The organism is Corynebacterium macginleyi (assembly GCF_003688935.1).
Taxonomy (GTDB): Bacteria; Actinomycetota; Actinomycetes; order Mycobacteriales; family Mycobacteriaceae; genus Corynebacterium; species Corynebacterium macginleyi.
The window spans coordinates 1-16,489 of the sequence record NZ_REGE01000005.1 but is presented as its reverse complement, the minus strand read 5'-3'; the positions used below and the strand labels follow the sequence as shown (position 1 = coordinate 16,489).

The following is a 16,489-nucleotide window of genomic DNA, read 5'->3' as shown; positions in this document are numbered from 1 at the left end:
GAGAAAGATCTCTAGCAATGACTCAGATCATCATCGCGGGCGTCGTCAGTTTCCTCATCGCGATTTTTACCACCCCGGTTTTGGTTCGGTATTTTTCTGGTGTCGGAAAAGGCCAAGAAATCCGCGAGGACGGCCCGCAACTCCACCTGCGGAAGCGGGGCACCCCCACGATGGGCGGTCTGGCGATTTTGCTGGCCATAACGGTGGCCTACCTTATAGTTGGGATCTATGCACGCGCGACGGGCAACGGCGGATTTAGCCCCTCGGGGCTATTGGTCTACTTCTTGACCATGGGACTCGGTGGCCTGGGCTTTGCGGATGATTTCATTAAGCTCTTTAAAAAACGCAACCTCGGCCTTAATAAAACCGCCAAGCTGGTAGGCCAACTGGCCATTGCGCTTATTTTCGGTATTCTCGCCCTTCAATTCCCGGATGCCAACGGGCTGACCCCGGCCTCAACAAACCTGTCCTTCGTTCGTGATTTCGATACCTTTGATATAGCCGTCGGCGGTGCTGTTATCGGCACGATCCTCGTGTTGGTCTTTTTGTACCTGCTTATCGCCGCATGGTCGAATGCTGTCAACCTGGCTGATGGACTAGATGGCCTTGCCGCTGGTACCACCGCTATGGTGATGGGTGCTTATACCCTCATTAGCTTCTGGCAGTTCCGCAACTCGTGCTCCATTTCCCCGGCGGCCGGCTGCTACGAGGTCCGCGATCCTTTGGACCTCGCTGTTCTCGCAGCCGCTGGTCTGGGCGGGTGCCTGGGCTTCCTGTGGTGGAATGCCGCGCCGGCGAAAATATTCATGGGCGATACTGGTTCGCTTGCGCTCGGCGGCCTTGTCGCCGGCCTTTCTGTGACTACCCGCACTGAGTTGCTGATGATCGTTATCGGTGGAATCTTCGTTATAGAGACGGTCTCCGTGGTTATTCAGATCGTCGTCTTCCGCACGTCAGGCAAGCGCTTTTTCCGCATGGCGCCCATCCACCACCACTTTGAAAACGGCGGCTGGGCCGAAACCGCAGTGGTGACGCGCTTCTGGCTGCTGAGTGCGATGGCCGCGATGGCGGGCATCTGCATCTTCTACGGCGATTGGCTCTCCGCAGTCAGCTTCGGAAACCTGAAATAGTGCTCAGGCACCAGATATTTAAGAATTGAGGCACTCATCATGGCTGAGCTTCCACCTTTTCTGCGTGGGCGCGTACTTGTCGCAGGCGCGGGGATCGCGGGCCGCGGGTGCGTGGCGATGCTCGCGCACCTCGGCGTGGATACTACCGTCGCTGATTCCAATGCTGCGGCCCTAGCAAACGTGGCGGAAGATTTTCGCGTGGCGACGGTATCTGCCAACGTCGTAGTTCCGGGCGAATATGACCTGGTGGTGACCTCGCCGGGCTGGCGTCCCGATTCCGTACTCCTACACTCTTTCCAGGCCGCGGGCGTGGAGGTCATCGGCGATGTGGAGTTGGCTTATCGCCTCGACCGCGCCGAGGTTTTTGGCCCACCGCGCATCTGGCTCGTTGTCACCGGAACGAATGGTAAGACCACCACCACGGGGATGCTGACTCAAATCATGCAGGCCGATACCCCCCGTAGCGGACTGCGTGCCCAGGCCGTGGGCAATATTGGGGTGTCGCTTTTTGATGCCCTCACCGCAACCTCGCGGGTAGATGTCTTGTGCGCCGAGCTGTCCTCGTTCCAGTTGCATTGGTCCAGTGAGCTTCGTCCTGATGTGGGAGTGCTGCTCAACGTGGCTGAAGACCACCTGGATTGGCACGGATCCTTTGATGCCTATGCCCGCGCCAAGGCCAAGGCCTTGCACGGCACCTGCGCCGTCGTGGGCAGGGATGATGCCGTGGCGGGCCGCTATGTCGAGGGGATCGATGGCGTATACGGCTTTACCGCCGGTGAGCCAGCTTCCGGTGAGGTTGGGGTGAGCGCCGGGCGCTTGGTATCTAGGTTAGGCGGCGGGCAAGCCCTAGATCTGGGCGCCGCCGAGGGCATAGAGCCGGCCGGTCTTGCGGGAGTCCTCGATGCGGCGGCGGCCGCGAGCGTGGCCTGCTTGGCGGGTGCAAGCCCCGCCGCCATTCAGGAAGGTTTAGCCGCCTACGCGGTGGCCGGGCACCGCGGCGCCGTGGTCCACGAGCACGGTGGGGTGTCCTATATCGACAATTCCAAGGCTACCAACCCGCACGCGGCTGATGCCGCCCTGGGAGGGTACGATTCCGTTATCTGGATCGCCGGGGGACAACTCAAGGGGGCGGACGTGGATGAGCTCATCGCCACCCACGCCGCGCGGTTGAAGGCTGCAGTGCTGATGGGCATCGATAAGAGTATTATCGCTGCAGCGCTCGCGCGCCACGCCCCGCATACCCCGGTGGAGCTCATTGAGGATACCGACCCGGAGGTGGCTATGGACTCTGCCGTTCGCGCCGCCGTGCAACACGCCAAGGCAGGCGATACTGTCCTCCTGGCCCCGGCTGCGGCATCTTTGGATATGTACACCGGAATGGCCCAACGCGGTGATGTGTTTGCCGCAGCGGCGCGCAAAATTGCCTGTGCGCAGTAGGCCTTTTTTAATTAGGAGACTTCATGACGGCCACCTCCCCGCACCGGCGCCGCTCGACGAGCTTGCGCCAGCGAATTAGTGACGTGCGCGAACAAGCCCGCCAGCAGGCCGGGCTAGATTATCAGCTGCTGCGTCTGATTATCTTCCTGCTCATCGGTATCGGCGTGGTCATGGTCTTTTCCTCCTCCATGGCCACGTCGCTGACAGAAGATGGCGGCGTGTGGAACCAGGCGCTGCGGCAAACCGGCCTGGTCATTTTCGGGTTGGTTGCATTTTGGCTCGGCCTGAAAGTTTCCCCGCATACGCTGCGCAAATTTATCCCGTGGCTATTGATGCTTTCCATTCTGCTGTTGATCGCGGTGCTCATTCCCGGCATTGGTACCGGCCGCGCGGAGGTGGGGTCCCAATCGTGGATTTATATTGGCCCGATTTCCCTGCAGCCCTCCGAGCTTGCGCGCATCACGGTAGGAATGTTCGGTGCCTCTGTCCTGGCTGATAAGCAACACCAGTCCCTCAAACTATCGGACCCGTTCATGATGTATTCACTTATCGCGGGCGTGATGTTTCTGCTCATAGTGGGACAAGGCGACTTGGGCATGGCCTTGTCCTTCGCGACCGTCGTGGTCTTTACGCTTATTTTCGCCGGCGTGAATAGGCGGGTGCCCATTGTCATCGGCATCCTCTGTGCGCTGGGGCTCCTCGCAGTCTTTTTCATCGGTGGCTTCCGCTCCCACCGTTTCCATACCTATTTCGATGCTCTCCTTGGCAATATTTCCGATACCGAGGGCACGGGTTTTCAGTCTTACCAGGGCTTTCTTTCGCTTGCTGATGGCGGCTTCTGGGGCGTTGGTCTCGGCCAATCGCGCGCCAAATGGTTCTACCTGCCAGAAGCCAAGAATGACTTCATCTTTGCCATCGTGGGCGAGGAGCTCGGCCTGTGGGGCGGCGCGCTGGTGATCTTTTTATTCGCTGCCTTGGGCTACATAGGGCTGCGCACCGCGACTCGCGCACAGAACCAATATCAATCCCTGCTTGCCGCGACGCTGACCATCGGTGTGGTGACCCAGGCGTTTATCAATATCTCCTATGTCATTGGTGTGCTGCCGGTGACTGGTATTCAGCTGCCGATGATTTCTGCGGGTGGTACCGCCGCGATTATCACGATCGGTTCGATGGGCATTTTGTGCAATGTGGCGCGCCACGAGCCTATGCAGATTTCTGCCATGCAGAACTTCGGACGCCCGCTGTTTGATCGCCTCTTTCTTATCGGTGAGCCGCAGCCGCCAGCGGCGGGGAAGCAGAAATCGCGGGGTCGGCATTCCCAACCCCGGCACTCCCGGCCGCGGGAGGTTAGTCCGCGGGCGCGCGACGCCCGCTATGGCCGCCCGGTGACCGGAAGTGGGCGGAGATATCCGCGCGCCGAGAACCGTCCGTGGCAGTAGGCGCTGGTAGCCTTTAGGCTATGACTTCCACGCCATTTTCCGTCGTCCTTGCAGGTGGCGGCACTGCAGGACATATTGAGCCCGCTCTTGCCGTCGGTGAAGCTCTGCGCGAGCGCTACGGCGCTCGGATTACTGCATTAGGGACAGAAAAAGGGTTAGAAAGCGATATCATCCCCACCCGCGGTGTGGACCTACGCCTGATTACCCCCGTGCCGATTCCTCGCAAGGTCAATATCAACCTGGCTAAGCTGCCTGTCAAACTCACGCGGTCCGTTTACCAGGCGCGGAAGGTCTTAAAAGAGGTGGAGGCCGATGTCGTCTTCGGTACCGGCGGTTATGTCTCTGGGCCTGCCTATATCGCGGCAAAGACCTTAGGCATTCCTTTTTACGTCCTCGAGACCAATGCCCTGGCAGGCATGGCCAATAAGCTGGGCGTCAAGCTCGGCGGCATCGGCCTCAACGCCCATGCCAATTCCGGCATGGAGGGTGAGGTCATCGGCATCCCAGTGCGCCCCAGCCTGGCCGCGGATGCTGCGGACAAGAACGGAAATGCCGCCGCGGATGCTCGCGCGAAGTGGGACTTGGCGCAGCTTCCCACCATCTTGATTACTGGCGGTTCCCAGGGGGCCTCCAGCATCAATGGCGCCGTGGCGGGCGCAGCGGGGGACCTTACGAAAGACTTCCAGCTCCTGCATGCATATGGCAAGAAAAACGATCCACCCGAGCCACACCCGAACTACGCCGCGTTGCCGTACATCGATGATATGGCCGGTGCGCTGGCCGCAGCGGACCTCGTGGTGTGCCGTTCGGGCGCGATGACGGTGGCTGAGGTCTCCGCTGCGGGTCTTCCCGCGATCTATATTCCGCTGCCCCACGGCAACGGCGAGCAAGCGTTGAACTCGCGTGAAATGGTAGAAGCCGGCGCCGCCGTGCAGATTCCCGATGCGGAATTGGATGCCGATCGCCTCATCGAAGAGGTCCGCGCGATCCTCGATGATCCAGAGCGCCTGAAAGCCATGACGCAGGCGGCTGCCCAGTCCACGGCGGGGGATGCGGCACATATCATCGCTGACCGCATCGCTAATCGTGTGCAGGAGGCAGAACTGCAGGTAGGAAAGAAGGATAAGTAAATGACCGATCCCGCACACTACGATCTCAGCCGCGTCCACCTCATTGGCATCGGGGGTTCTGGGATGTCGGGTCTTGCCCGCATCCTCGTTGCCCGTGGCGCCGTCGTCACCGGGTCCGATGTGAAGGATTCCACCCCGGTGGAGGTACTGCGCTCTATGGGAGCACAGGTGGCCATTGGACACCACGCGGAAAACCTCAAGTTGTCTGGTGAGCTGCCTACCACCGTCGTGACGTCCTTCGCGGCGATTCCGCAGGATAACCCGGAGCTCCTCGCCGCGCGGGAGAATAATATTCCGCTCATCCGCCGCTCGGACCTGCTTGCCGCGCTGATGGAGGGCCACACCCAGGTGCTGTTGGCGGGCACGCACGGCAAGACCTCGACGACATCGATGGTGGTCAGTGCCATGCAACACGCGGGTTTGGATCCCTCTTTTGCCATCGGCGGTCAACTCAACCGCGCCGGAACCAATGCGCACAGCGGTACCGGCGAGGCCTTCGTCGCAGAGGCCGACGAATCCGATGCCTCGCTCCTGCGCTATAGCCCCGATATCGCCGTTATCACCAACGTGGAGCCGGATCACCTTGATTATTTCCACTCCGCGGAAGCCTACTTCAAGGTCTTCGCGGACTTCGCGGATTTGGTCACCCCGGAGACCGGCTACCTCGTTGTGTGCGCGGAGGACGAGCATGCGGCCAGGATCGGCGAGCAGGCATTGAGCCGCGGTATCAACGTCCTTGGATATGGTGGCGCAGAGACGGCGCGCACTACCTCCGTGCCGCTGGCCGCAACGCTCACGGCGGAGGAGACCACCGCCGCCGGCATGGCGTGTACCGTGCAGCTTTCCCTGCCCGGCGTGGAAGAGTCTGTGAGTTACCAGCTGCAGATCCCCGGCCATCACATGGTGCTCAATTCCATGGCGGCGCTTATCGCTGGCGTGCTATCCGGCGGTCAGCCCGGCACCATCGCGGAGGGTCTTGCGGACTTCAGCGGAGTGCGCCGCCGCTTTGAGTACCGGGGAAGCGTGGACTGGCAGGGGGGAAGCGTCCGCGTCTTCGACGATTATGCCCACCATCCCACCGAGGTCGCTGCTGTGCTGCGGGCGGCGCGCGCGAAGGTTGCGGCGGAAGGCGATGGCGGGCGCGTCATCGCCTGCTTCCAGCCACACCTGTACTCGCGCACCATGGAATTCGACGCCGAGTTTGCGCAGGCGCTTGCGCTTGCCGATGCCGCCGTCGTACTCGATATCTACGGCGCCCGCGAACAACCCGTTGAGGGCATTACGTCGCGCATTATCACCACGAAGATGCCAGATGAGATGGAGGTTATCTTTGAGCCAGACTTTTCCGCTGCGGCCAAAGACGTGGTCTCCATTGCGCGGCCGGGGGATATTATCTTAACCATCGGAGCCGGTTCCATCACCCTCGTGGCCGCAGAAATCCTCGATGAATTGCGGGCCCACTAGTGCGGGTGTCGAAGAAGGTCTTTTTCGGCATCATCGGCGGCCTGTTTGCCCTCGTGCTGGTGGTGGGCGGCGTGGTGTGGGCGGTGCCCATCTTCACGGTGAAAAACTTTGAGGTTGAGGGCATACACCAACTCGATGCTGCCCAGGTGCGAGAGGCCGCAGGAGTCTCTGAGGGCGAAAACCTCTTGCGGGTAGACGCCCACGAGGCGGCTCGTGGCGTTGCGAGCCTGGACTGGGCGGATTCTGTGACGGTCTCGCGCGACCTGCCATCGACTTTGAACATCTCCGTCCAGGAACACAAGGCCGTCGCCTTTGTGAAAAGGGACGACACCACCTACCTCATCGATGACAAGGGACAGGAATTTATTTCCGCCGATCCGCCTGAAGGTGCGGTGGAACTCACCGGGGACATCGACAGTGGCTCCACTGCGGCCAAAGATGCGGTCTCTGCCATCGCCGCGCTGTCTGATGAGGTGCGCCACCAAGTCGCTACCCTCGAGGTCACCGATTCCTATTCCTTGCAGTTTATTACCAAAGATGATCGCCGTATTTTCTGGGGTGTCAGCGATGAAAATAACGACGATAAGGCCCGCGCTTTTGAGACTGTGCTGAAGATGGGCGGCCAAGAATGGAATATCTCCAACCCCGAATTGGTCACTACCCGCAGATAGGGTGGAACCCTCGGTGGGGACAGAGAAAGTACTCGCACTTGTCCCTTTTTTACTGCGCCCTATCGTATGCGCGGCAGAGCCGTTGATCTTTTTCCGCAGCTGCTATCAGTGTTGTTGAAGTGGAAGGCAAAACTGCAGGCCAGCAACCCTAAAGTGGTACTTGAGAGTCCCGACACGCGTAAAATGAGCATGAAAATTACAGCTGTGTCGTTAAAGATGGAGTGGAACGCGGTTCACACTTGTGAAGCGCATACATCCCTCGTTTAATGCACGTGCAGACTTAAAGTAGCGAAAGGTGAGACCTACTCACATGATCTCTTCTAATAACAATCTCGCGGATATCAAGGTCGTCGGTGTCGGCGGCGGCGGCGTCAACGCCGTTAACCGCATGATCGAAGAAGGCCTGAAAGGCGTTCAATTTGTCGCTATTAACACCGACTCCCAGGCGCTAATTTTTTCTGATGCCGATACTAAGCTCGACATCGGCCGCGAGGCCACCCGTGGTTTGGGCGCAGGCGCCAACCCTGAGGTAGGCAAGACCTCTGCGGAAGACCACAAGTCCGAAATCGAAGACGCCCTGCAGGGCTCTGATATGGTCTTCGTGACCGCCGGCGAGGGCGGCGGTACCGGTACGGGTGCCGCTCCCGTTGTGGCGTCCATCGCGAAGAAAATGGGCGCGCTGACCGTGGGCGTTGTTACCCGCCCCTTCAAATTCGAGGGCGCGCGTCGTACTCGCCAGGCCATGGCCGGCATCGAAGAGCTGCGCGAGGTCTGCGATACCCTCATCGTCATTCCAAATGATCGCCTGATGCAGCTCGGTGGGGAGGAGCTTTCCATCGTGGAGGCCTTCCGCGCAGCGGATGAGGTCCTCCACAATGGTGTCCAGGGTATTACCAACCTGATTACCATCCCAGGCATGATCAACGTCGACTTTGCTGACGTTCGTTCTGTTATGTCTGATGCAGGCTCCGCGTTGATGGGCATCGGCTCCGCACGGGGCGATAACCGCGCCATGACCGCCGCTGAGCAGGCCATCAACTCGCCGCTGTTGGAATCCACGATGGAGGGTGCCAAGGGCGTGCTGCTGTCCATCGCCGGCGGTTCCGACCTGGGGCTGCACGAGGTCAACTCCGCAGCCTCGATGGTCGAAGAACGTGCGGATGAAGACGTCAACCTCATCTTTGGAACTATCATTGATGACACCTTGGGCGATGAAATCCGCATCACCATCATCGCCACCGGTTTCGATGCCGAGGCTAACGCGGCCCAGGCGGCATCCGCACAGGGCGCCCCCGAGCAGCGCAAGCCGGGCTCGCTTTTTGAGAACCGTGATCGCGAGGCCGGCAACCTTGCCGCCCCGGCCTCTGCCACCCCGGCGTCTGCCCAGTCCGCTGCCGATGACTACGCACCGCGCCATTCCTATGAGCCGCGCGCTGGCCAGGCTCGCGGGGCTGAGGACCGTCGCGCTGATGAGCGCCGTTACGATGACCGCCACCCGGAGGAGCGCCGCAGCGAGTCTAGTGGACTTTTTACCAACTCCGATCGCTTCCGCGAGGACCGCCGTGAAGACTACCGTCTGTCCCGGCCAAGTCAGCGCCGTGGTGACGATGGCGACGACGATCTCGATGTGCCGTCCTTCATGCGCTAAGTGCAAACCGCTACGCTGGTGTGCATGTCAGTAAACGAGGAACATCGCACTAACCGCCCCGTCCGCATGGTTTTTACCAGCCGTGCAGGCGGGGCGTCTGCCTATCCCTATGAGTCTTTCAATCTGGGCAGCCATGTCGGCGACAATCCGGCTAACGTGGCGGCTAACCGTGAGCGCCTTTTGCGTATCACCGGGATTGAAAACATCGTGTGGATGGAACAGCTCCACACCAATACGGTCACCGTCGTTGACGGCCCGCGCGATACCCCGGTGCCCGCAACGGACGCGATTTTGACCACGCAACGTCGGCTCGGCCTAGGCGTCCTCGTCGCGGATTGTACGCCCGTGCTGCTTGTTGATGTTTCCGCCGGGGTCATCGCCGCCGTCCATGCCGGTCGGCTCGGTGCCCGTAACGCAATCGTAGTCAATACCGTGCGTGAGATGCAGAAACTCGGTGCCCAGCCGGAGCGAATCCAGGTGGTCATGGGGCCCGCCGCATCCGGCAAAAACTACGAGGTGCCGGAAGAAATGGCTAACGATGTTGAACGGCGGCTTCCAGGCTCGAAATGCAAGACCGCGCAGGGTACGTGGGGCATAGACGTCCGGGCTGGGCTTATCCGCCAATTGATGGGCCTAGGCATTACCAACATCGATTCGGATCCGCGCTGCACCATTGAGGACACGAATTTCTTTTCCTATCGGCGCGAAGGAACCACTGGACGCCAGGCTGGTGTGATTTGGCTGGAGGCTAATCATGAGTAAACGGAAACAAGAACTGGCAGAAAATCTGGCCGCAACGCGGGAGCGTATAAGCACCATTGCCGCCGAGCATGACCGCCCGGCCCCGCAGTTGCTGGTCGTGACTAAGTTCCATCCCGCAGGAGACATCGCCCTTTTGGCGGAGCTTGGGGTAGAAGACGTGGCGGAAAACCGCGAGCAAGAAGCCCGAGCGAAGGCACAGGAATTAGATCGGCTGCGATTTCACATGATTGGCCAGATTCAAACAAAAAAGGCCAACCATGTCGCGCGGTGGGCCACCAGCGTCCATTCGGTGGATTCGGTGAAGTTGGCCAAGGCCCTCGACCGCGGCGTGAGCCTTGCACATGAGCGCGGTGAGCGAGACACCAACCTTGCGGTATTCATTCAGGTCTCCGCCGATGGCGATACTTTTCGCGGGGGAGTAGTGCGCGAAGAACTGGACGAGGTGGTCGAGACCGTTGAAAAGGCGGAGCATTTAGAATTTGCTGGGCTCATGGTGGTACCTCCTCTCAATGTTGATGCACGGGAGGTATTCGAAACGGTCCGGGCCGACGTTGACCGGTTGTCCGAGCGCCTTGACCGACGCCTCAAACTTTCGGCTGGGATGAGCGCGGATCTGGATGCAGCGATTGCCGCGGGCACGGATATTGTGCGTGTCGGAACCAGCATCATGGGAAAGCGCCCAGTAGGTTAAAAATATTGCAAAAGCGCATTTCACAGCGCAAATCACATGAGTCACATCATTTACATTTGCGCGCTTAAACTTTGAACAAATTTAGGTCAGAGGGAGACCCAAAATGTCATTCATTGATAGGACGAAGAATTTCTTCGGGCTTGGTCCGATGGATTTCGAAGAAGACGACGCCTACTACAACGACGAGCCGCGTTATATGGGCAATGGAGCCGCTGCCCCTGCGGCCTATGCACCGCGCCGCGCTCCCCAGGCCTATGAGCCAACCCCAACACCATCACTCGTCGAGGAAAAATTCGTTCCTACTATTGTGGCTATCTCCCTGACCTCATTCAACGATGCCGCCAAGGTGGGCGAGCCTTTCCGTGATGGCGACGCAGTCGTCTTTGAGGTTACCGATGCCGAACACAGCACCGCTAAACGTTTCATCGATTTCGCCGCGGGCCTGTGTTTCGGTTTGGAAGGGCGCATGCTCAATCTGACGAAGGGTATGGATACCCAGCGTCGGGTGTTCGCCGTCGTGCCTAGGTCTGCCGATATTGCCACACCTGAACTGGAGCGAGCCGGCGGTCTGCGCTAGGAACGCGAGCCAGATGTTACGCCGCAGATTCCGTTAACCCCCGTACAGTGCGCAATGCACACCTACGGGGGACTATTCGATAGGCTGACTAATCGTGATTGAAATTGGAATTATTCTCATCTTTTTGGTGAGGGTTTATACATGGGTATTGATCGCTCGGATTATTATCGAGATGATTCAATCCTTCTCGCGGCAATTCAACCCTCCGCGGTGGTTCATGATCGTCGCCGAACCTCTGTTCGCCATTACGGACCCACCGGTTAAAGCTTTGCGCCGGGTTATTCCGCCGCTGCAGATGGGCGGGATCGCGCTGGATGTTTCCGTCTTGGTGCTGTTTTTTATGCTGTCGTTCTTGACGCTTTTCCTGCAGGTTATTTTCCTGTAGGACAACTTCGCATCACTCCGTAACCTTTGGTAGACATTGAGAGTCGGCGTTACGTCCATTATTGTGGACTTTCGGTTACAATATAATGCGATAACCCGTATCATGAACCACATATAACTTAGTGGGGAAGGTTTAGATAAACTGGAACCGCAGCTCCTAAGGCCCTGGAAGCTCCGGGGCTGGATCAATTCGAAGGGGAAGACAAGTCATGCCACTGTCACCAGCTGATGTACACAACGTCGCGTTCAGTAAGCCGCCGATTGGCAAGCGTGGCTACAACGAGGATGAGGTAGATCAGTTCCTCGACCTCGTTGAGGACGCCCTTGCCCAGCTGCAGGATGAAAATGAAGACTTGCAGGCGCAGGTGAGCGATCTTAGCTCCGGGGCTAAGATGAACGGAGCAGGGTCCGGTGCCATGGCCGCCGCAACCTCTGGCGCAGACCGAGAAGCTCTGCGCAAGGAGATTGAGGCTAAGCTGCGTGCTGAGTATGAAACCAAGTTGGCGGACTCCAAGTCTGAGGTTGCTCGCGCGAAGGAAGAAACCAAGAAGGCCCAGGAGCAGGCAAAGGCAGCTCAGGCCGAGGCAGAAAAGGCCAAGAGGGAAGCCGAGGAGGCTCGTGCAGAGGCCAGGAGGGCCAGGAATGAGCTAGAGTCTTCCCAGCGTGAGAACGAAAATTGGAAGAGCTCCGCTTCCGCAGCAGGTTCCTCCAATTCAGCTTCCTTCAGCGCTGCGGCCACCGCTGCCGGTGCTACACAGGGTGAAGACGGCCTGGCTACCCCCGATACGCACATGCAGGCAGCCCGCGTGCTGGGCTTGGCCCAGCAGATGGCAGATCGCCTGACTTCTGAGGCTCGCGCCGAGTCTGAGTCCATGCTGTCTGAAGCTCGCACAGCTGCTGAAAAGCAACTTTCCGATGCTGAATCTCGTTCCAGGGCACAGCTTGCTGAGGCGCAGAGGAAGTACGACGCTCAGGTGCAGGATGCAGAAAACCGTTCGAGGAAGCTAGTCTCTGAAGCAGAGTCCAAGGCTCAGCAGACCGAATACGATGCCTCTTCCCGTGCCGAGGCACAGATTCGCCAGGCGGAGGAAAAGGCCGCATCGCTGCAGGCTGATGCTGAGAGGAAGCACACTGAAGTGATGAATACGGTCAAGCAGCAGCAGACTGCTCTGGAGGCACGTATCTCCGAGCTGCGCACTTTCGAGCGCGAGTACCGCACCCGCTTGAAGACTCTCCTCGAGTCTCAGCTGGAAGAGCTCGAGACTCGCGGAACTGCCGCTCCTAACGGCGGTGCCGGTAAGAACTAAGATGCTGGTTGGATGAGTAACTAACCTAAAATAGGTAACCGTAGCGCCCACGCCCTTAGAGGAGTGGGCGTAGCGTTCTTTCGGCTGTCGGCGAATTTTCACTCCACCAAGCTGCTAAAAGGTGGGAGGATACATGGCACCGCTTAGTATGCCGTCGCTACGGAATCTACGGGCTCACCCCAGTTTGGCGGACACCTGATCTCCAGTCCGGTTGGGTTAGCAAAATTGGTAATCCACCATCATGCCCAGGCACTCCGAACAGTTCACACGCGATGCCGTGGCCCTCTATCAAAAACACTGAGGACCTCTCGCTGAACTCAGCATCAGCCGAGCTCGGAATCAACCGCGCATCAACACATTCATGGGGCACTAAGTACGGCACCGGCAAACGCGCCTGCATAAAACCGGTGCATGAGAATGCCCAAACGGCGAAAGAATCCTGATATGGATCCGCCAGCTGGAGAAAGAAAACGCGAAGCTGCGCGAAGAACGTGACATCCTGGGTAAGGCTGCAAAATAATTTGCTTAAAGCAACTCACGGGAGTTCTGCTTCTCAGTGTGGCTATGACCATCGAACCGAATACTCGGTTAAGTGGATGTGACACGTTTTAAAGCTGAATCGTTGCTCGTTTTATACATCGGTCCAAACCCGTAAAATCCTCAGGTTAGAGATGTAATCCGATGCCGTCATCGTCGCGAAGGTTACCGCAGCGCCGACGATTTACCACCACTAGGTGTGAGCCTGGCCATCGCCTCATGCCGGATGTAGTAGGCCGCAATTTTAGCGCTAACGCGCCGAATCGAGTTGATGTCGGCGACATTACCTACCTGCTGCTAACAAGGGAGGAACAACCAAGGATGTGGCCACGGTCATTGATATTCTGTAATACGCGAAGACGGCACTCTTGGTGCAACCTTGTAACACCTAATGTGTGTGAAACCAAGATTTCAGCTACCCGGACCACAGCAGCATAACTATCCCCTGATGTGTCCACTTTTCGGGGGTCAGGCCCATAAGAATGCGCCGTGACGTAGTTTCGGGATAGCAACATCAATGCTTCCTACCCTGGTGTCTAAGCAGCGGTGACGGTAGCCATTGCGGGTATTAGTCCGTTGTGGAGACACCGTGGCGTAATCGGCGCCGCAAACACTATCTGCTTGGGCCGAGAGGATCTGATTGATGAAGTCTGTAAGCATCTGGCGCATCAAGTCTGGGGAGGCTTGGGTGAGCAATTCTTCCAGATACGCAGTGGGATCGATATGATGAGGGTTAGTGGCCATCGCGGGTTACATTCCTTTCGAGGATAAGTAGAAGTTGATTCGAAAGGTACCCCGTGATGGTCGCCTTATTGTGCACCGGCACGAGGCTTACCACGGGTTACAGATACACCACACTACTGGACGCAACCAGCACCCAGGAAGATAACGGGGTAGAACTCATCTCACTGGCGGTTGTGCCAGACCATGACCTCACCGAGAACGGCATCGGTGACCGCGGAAATTGTTTCATGAGAGATATCGACACGCATCGCTGTTGCCATATGATGCTGGATATCCCGAATGGTCATTCCGCCGGCATACAAGCTGACGATCGTCTCACTCAACGTCGGTCAATCTCCTTAAGCCTTTGGGCACCATGGTAGGGACAAACGTGCCGTTTCTATCTCGTGGAACATCACTGCTTACAGGCCCGTAGTTAGAATCCACGGTCTTTGGATACGTCCCATTGCGGTAGTTATCTTCTTCCAACAGTAGCTTTAGCTGGGCTATCACCGGATGCATAGCCCAGGTGGGCATCCATCTCAGCATTCAAGCCCCTAGTGATCGAGACTTGCAACATGCCGCGAACCAGGTCATTGGCATCCGTGGTGGACGTGCCTAGCTCGTCAATAAGTTTCGCCATCTCAGGGTGAGCAAGAAGCTTCCTTATTCAATCGCATCAAATTGTGGCCTTATCAGCCGCATCTCGTCGTGCCACACTAGTCATTCTGGCTTATTTCCTTATGTAGGTTGGGAACCTACACACAAACCATTAGACACTCTCTCCTGGGTGATAACTATGTCAACACCACTTTAAAAGGATGGGGCCCGCACAACCCGTGCTCGAATTACTTGAGACAGCTCCCTGGGGATTCCTTTGGCCTAGAAATGGACTCGATTTACGAACCCGCAGTTTAGTTACCGTAGGTATTCTTGCTGCGCAAGACAGACATGCGGAGCTCGCGACGCACATTAGAGAAGCGCGCCGCAACGGGTGCTCATTTGAAGAAATTATTGAAGCTATTCTCCATGCTGGCGTATACGCTGGAATGCCGACTGCAGTAGAAAGGGCAAAAATCGTCCAGGGCATTGCGCAAGAGGAAAACAATAGGGAAGCCTGAAGGAGACGCTCATTCCTCCACGACTGAAACTACTCACCTGGATGCTTTTTCTGTGAAAGTGACTTCCTCGCTGGCGCGTGGTACGGCCGACCCAGCTGTAGCCATAGGCTTGGGGAGATTCTTTTGTACCCCCATCTTGCCTTTGGCGGTAGGTTGCCTGGGTTGGTTGGCACAGTCCCGCGCGTGGATCGCGACCTTCAACTACGCCGGGTATTTTGCTGGTTCTTTGGCGGCCTCCCGAGGGTAACCTCAGAGTGGCTGAAGCCAGCTTCAGACCTACGCGTGTTGCCGTGAGCTAGAACTGTATCCGGCCTTAGTGCTGCTTCCGCTCTTGGGACAAGTCATCTTCGATCAATTGATTATCTGCACGGTATTTACGCGCCCAATCAAAAATAAATGCAACGATGCCGACGCCCGCCGCGATAAAGACGAAGTACAACGCCCACTCGCCGGTGGTTAGTACATACGTCACCAAAGCTACAAAGGCCACAAGAGCAAGGACGAGGGCGGCAACCAGCATTGGCAGTTCCTCTCTGGGGTCAAAAAGAAGCGACGGGCATAATCATAGCGCTTGGATTCTAGGGGTTGTTGCAACGATGATGATTGAAGTGCCCCGGGTTTTGTTCCTAGGCATTTGCCTTGATTTCTATTATTCCCTGTTGCGGGGTCTGCTTCCAAAATTCGGTTTCCACCTTGGCTGGGGGGTCGGTATCCCAGGCTTTGGTGGAGCCTTACCTCGTTCCACCATGACACCCACTCGAACGTGGCGATTTCCACTTCGACAACGTCGTCCTACCTGCGGGTATGGATTAGCTTGTTCTTGTGAGGGCCCGTTAACGTTTTCCGCCGGTGCATTATTATAGGAGTCACCAACACTTCCGGTGGAAGCTGTAATGCCGTGCTGGGAAAGGCGGGCCCAACCCCCGATGTGTCCACTTTTCGGGGGTCGAGTCCCCTAAGTGCATCGGTGACATGCAATGCGTAAACTGCCCAGCCTGAATGTGCAGTTTAGAGTTATATACCCCCCATATAGGTTATTTGACGGTCTGTTGCGAGACGCGAAGATCGAGTCTGCGCTTGTGTCTATCTGGCGTTTTGGCTAATTATTTCGTTTGAAAAAGCGTTTTTATTCACATTTCTGTGGACGGTGTGCAATCGTAGCGATACCATAATTTTGGCTGTCAATTATCTGGGGCTGAGCTGTTGAAGGTGCGGTGGCATGGAAGGGCTACGGATGAGATTTGGAAAGAAGTTGACTGCAACTTTTGTGGTGTGTGCAAGTGTTACGTTTGTTGGTACTGGTGTTTCGGGCGCGGAGGTTTTTCACGGCCATTGGATGGTTGCGTCCGCTAGTGTGGTGTATCTGTTACCCGGGTGAAGCCTCGTGCCGGTGCACATAAAGGCGACCACCGCGGGTACCTTTCGAATCAACTCTTACTTATCCTCGAAAGGAATGTAACCCGCG

At 57.6% G+C, this 16,489-nt stretch carries 16 protein-coding genes and 2 pseudogenes; 14 read left to right on the top strand and 4 right to left on the bottom strand.

Features of this window, described 5'->3' with window-relative positions; translation table 11 throughout:
• Window positions 1-17 precede the first annotated feature (17 nt).
• The 12 genes from mraY to D9V82_RS05015 all read left to right on the top strand — a co-directional run bounded on the left by mraY (window position 18) and on the right by D9V82_RS05015 (window position 12,643).
• Complete coding sequence (mraY, locus tag D9V82_RS05075) at window positions 18-1,130, top strand: phospho-N-acetylmuramoyl-pentapeptide-transferase (protein WP_121911348.1); 1,113 nt, start codon at window positions 18-20, stop codon at window positions 1,128-1,130.
• A gap of 39 nt (window positions 1,131-1,169) precedes the next feature.
• A complete protein-coding gene (gene murD, locus D9V82_RS05070) occupies window positions 1,170-2,567 on the top strand; it encodes a UDP-N-acetylmuramoyl-L-alanine--D-glutamate ligase (RefSeq protein ID WP_121911347.1) in 1,398 nt (465 codons plus the stop codon).
• 23 nt (window positions 2,568-2,590) lie between these two features.
• Entirely contained in the window at window positions 2,591-4,009 is a 1,419-nt protein-coding gene (locus tag D9V82_RS05065) for an FtsW/RodA/SpoVE family cell cycle protein (protein WP_121911346.1), read from the top strand.
• A 20-nt stretch (window positions 4,010-4,029) separates the two neighbouring features.
• Window positions 4,030-5,139 carry an undecaprenyldiphospho-muramoylpentapeptide beta-N-acetylglucosaminyltransferase gene (murG, locus tag D9V82_RS05060; protein WP_121911345.1) on the top strand — a complete coding sequence of 370 codons (1,110 nt, stop codon included), beginning with the start codon at window positions 4,030-4,032 and terminating at the stop codon, window positions 5,137-5,139.
• On the top strand, window positions 5,140-6,603 hold the full coding sequence (gene murC / locus D9V82_RS05055; RefSeq protein ID WP_121911344.1) for a UDP-N-acetylmuramate--L-alanine ligase: 1,464 nt from the start codon (window positions 5,140-5,142) through the stop codon (window positions 6,601-6,603).
• 5 nt (window positions 6,604-6,608) lie between these two features.
• Complete coding sequence (locus tag D9V82_RS05050) at window positions 6,609-7,274, top strand: cell division protein FtsQ/DivIB (protein ID WP_238995886.1); 666 nt, start codon at window positions 6,609-6,611, stop codon at window positions 7,272-7,274.
• A 310-nt stretch (window positions 7,275-7,584) separates the two neighbouring features.
• Window positions 7,585-8,922 carry a cell division protein FtsZ gene (gene ftsZ / locus D9V82_RS05040; protein WP_121911341.1) on the top strand — a complete coding sequence of 446 codons (1,338 nt, stop codon included), beginning with the start codon at window positions 7,585-7,587 and terminating at the stop codon, window positions 8,920-8,922.
• Between the two features lie 24 nt (window positions 8,923-8,946).
• Window positions 8,947-9,684, top strand: coding sequence for a peptidoglycan editing factor PgeF (gene pgeF / locus D9V82_RS05035; protein ID WP_121911340.1), 738 nt, complete (start codon window positions 8,947-8,949; stop codon window positions 9,682-9,684).
• On the top strand, window positions 9,677-10,375 hold the full coding sequence (locus D9V82_RS05030; RefSeq protein ID WP_121911339.1) for a YggS family pyridoxal phosphate-dependent enzyme: 699 nt from the start codon (window positions 9,677-9,679) through the stop codon (window positions 10,373-10,375). Before pgeF ends, D9V82_RS05030 begins: the two co-directional genes overlap by 8 nt.
• Window positions 10,376-10,478: 103 nt before the next feature.
• Window positions 10,479-10,952, top strand: a complete 474-nt coding sequence (locus tag D9V82_RS05025) for a cell division protein SepF (protein WP_121911338.1) — start codon at window positions 10,479-10,481, stop codon at window positions 10,950-10,952.
• Window positions 10,953-11,046: 94 nt separating this feature from the next.
• Complete coding sequence (locus D9V82_RS05020) at window positions 11,047-11,337, top strand: YggT family protein (RefSeq protein ID WP_121911337.1); 291 nt, start codon at window positions 11,047-11,049, stop codon at window positions 11,335-11,337.
• Between the two features lie 208 nt (window positions 11,338-11,545).
• Window positions 11,546-12,643, top strand: coding sequence for a DivIVA domain-containing protein (locus tag D9V82_RS05015; protein ID WP_121911336.1), 1,098 nt, complete (start codon window positions 11,546-11,548; stop codon window positions 12,641-12,643).
• Between the two features lie 1,017 nt (window positions 12,644-13,660).
• On the opposite strand, the pseudogene D9V82_RS05010 reads toward D9V82_RS05015, so the two are convergent.
• Both D9V82_RS05010 and D9V82_RS05005 read right to left on the bottom strand, forming a co-directional pair.
• Window positions 13,661-13,924: pseudogene (locus tag D9V82_RS05010) on the bottom strand (transposase); the annotation flags it as partial.
• Window positions 13,925-14,088: 164 nt separating this feature from the next.
• Window positions 14,089-14,630, bottom strand: a pseudogene (locus tag D9V82_RS05005) (transposase); the annotation flags it as partial.
• A 94-nt stretch (window positions 14,631-14,724) separates the two neighbouring features.
• Here D9V82_RS05005 and D9V82_RS13100 point away from each other — a divergent pair.
• Together D9V82_RS13100 and D9V82_RS04995 are read left to right on the top strand one after the other, a co-directional pair.
• On the top strand, window positions 14,725-15,024 hold the full coding sequence (locus D9V82_RS13100) for a carboxymuconolactone decarboxylase family protein (RefSeq protein WP_420826856.1): 300 nt from the start codon (window positions 14,725-14,727) through the stop codon (window positions 15,022-15,024).
• 52 nt (window positions 15,025-15,076) lie between these two features.
• Window positions 15,077-15,271 (top strand): YbfB/YjiJ family MFS transporter, encoded by a 195-nt coding sequence (locus tag D9V82_RS04995; RefSeq protein WP_325167960.1) that lies wholly within the window; start codon window positions 15,077-15,079, stop codon window positions 15,269-15,271.
• 66 nt (window positions 15,272-15,337) lie between these two features.
• Here D9V82_RS04995 and D9V82_RS04990 read toward each other — a convergent pair whose 3' ends face one another.
• A complete protein-coding gene (locus D9V82_RS04990; RefSeq protein WP_121911335.1) occupies window positions 15,338-15,544 on the bottom strand; it encodes a zinc-binding dehydrogenase in 207 nt (68 codons plus the stop codon).
• Window positions 15,502-15,801 carry a hypothetical protein gene (locus D9V82_RS13240; RefSeq protein ID WP_121911334.1) on the bottom strand — a complete coding sequence of 100 codons (300 nt, stop codon included), beginning with the start codon at window positions 15,799-15,801 and terminating at the stop codon, window positions 15,502-15,504. Before D9V82_RS13240 ends, D9V82_RS04990 begins: the two co-directional genes overlap by 43 nt.
• Between the last annotated feature and the right edge of the window lie 688 nt (window positions 15,802-16,489).

Excerpts from the sequence above, each read along its gene's own strand:
- ftsZ (WP_121911341.1), top strand. The coding sequence starts at position 7,585 with ATGATCTCTTCTAATAACAATCTCGCGGATATCAAGGTCGTCGGTGTC.
- murG (WP_121911345.1), top strand. The coding sequence starts at position 4,030 with ATGACTTCCACGCCATTTTCCGTCGTCCTTGCAGGTGGCGGCACTGCA.
- D9V82_RS04990 (WP_121911335.1), bottom strand. The coding sequence starts at position 15,544 with ATGCTGGTTGCCGCCCTCGTCCTTGCTCTTGTGGCCTTTGTAGCTTTG.
- murD (WP_121911347.1), top strand. The coding sequence starts at position 1,170 with ATGGCTGAGCTTCCACCTTTTCTGCGTGGGCGCGTACTTGTCGCAGGC.
- D9V82_RS05015 (WP_121911336.1), top strand. The coding sequence starts at position 11,546 with ATGCCACTGTCACCAGCTGATGTACACAACGTCGCGTTCAGTAAGCCG.
- mraY (WP_121911348.1), top strand. The coding sequence starts at position 18 with ATGACTCAGATCATCATCGCGGGCGTCGTCAGTTTCCTCATCGCGATT.
- D9V82_RS05065 (WP_121911346.1), top strand. The coding sequence starts at position 2,591 with ATGACGGCCACCTCCCCGCACCGGCGCCGCTCGACGAGCTTGCGCCAG.
- D9V82_RS05025 (WP_121911338.1), top strand. The coding sequence starts at position 10,479 with ATGTCATTCATTGATAGGACGAAGAATTTCTTCGGGCTTGGTCCGATG.
- D9V82_RS05030 (WP_121911339.1), top strand. The coding sequence starts at position 9,677 with ATGAGTAAACGGAAACAAGAACTGGCAGAAAATCTGGCCGCAACGCGG.
- D9V82_RS13100 (WP_420826856.1), top strand. The coding sequence starts at position 14,725 with ATGGGGCCCGCACAACCCGTGCTCGAATTACTTGAGACAGCTCCCTGG.
- pgeF (WP_121911340.1), top strand. The coding sequence starts at position 8,947 with ATGTCAGTAAACGAGGAACATCGCACTAACCGCCCCGTCCGCATGGTT.
- murC (WP_121911344.1), top strand. The coding sequence starts at position 5,140 with ATGACCGATCCCGCACACTACGATCTCAGCCGCGTCCACCTCATTGGC.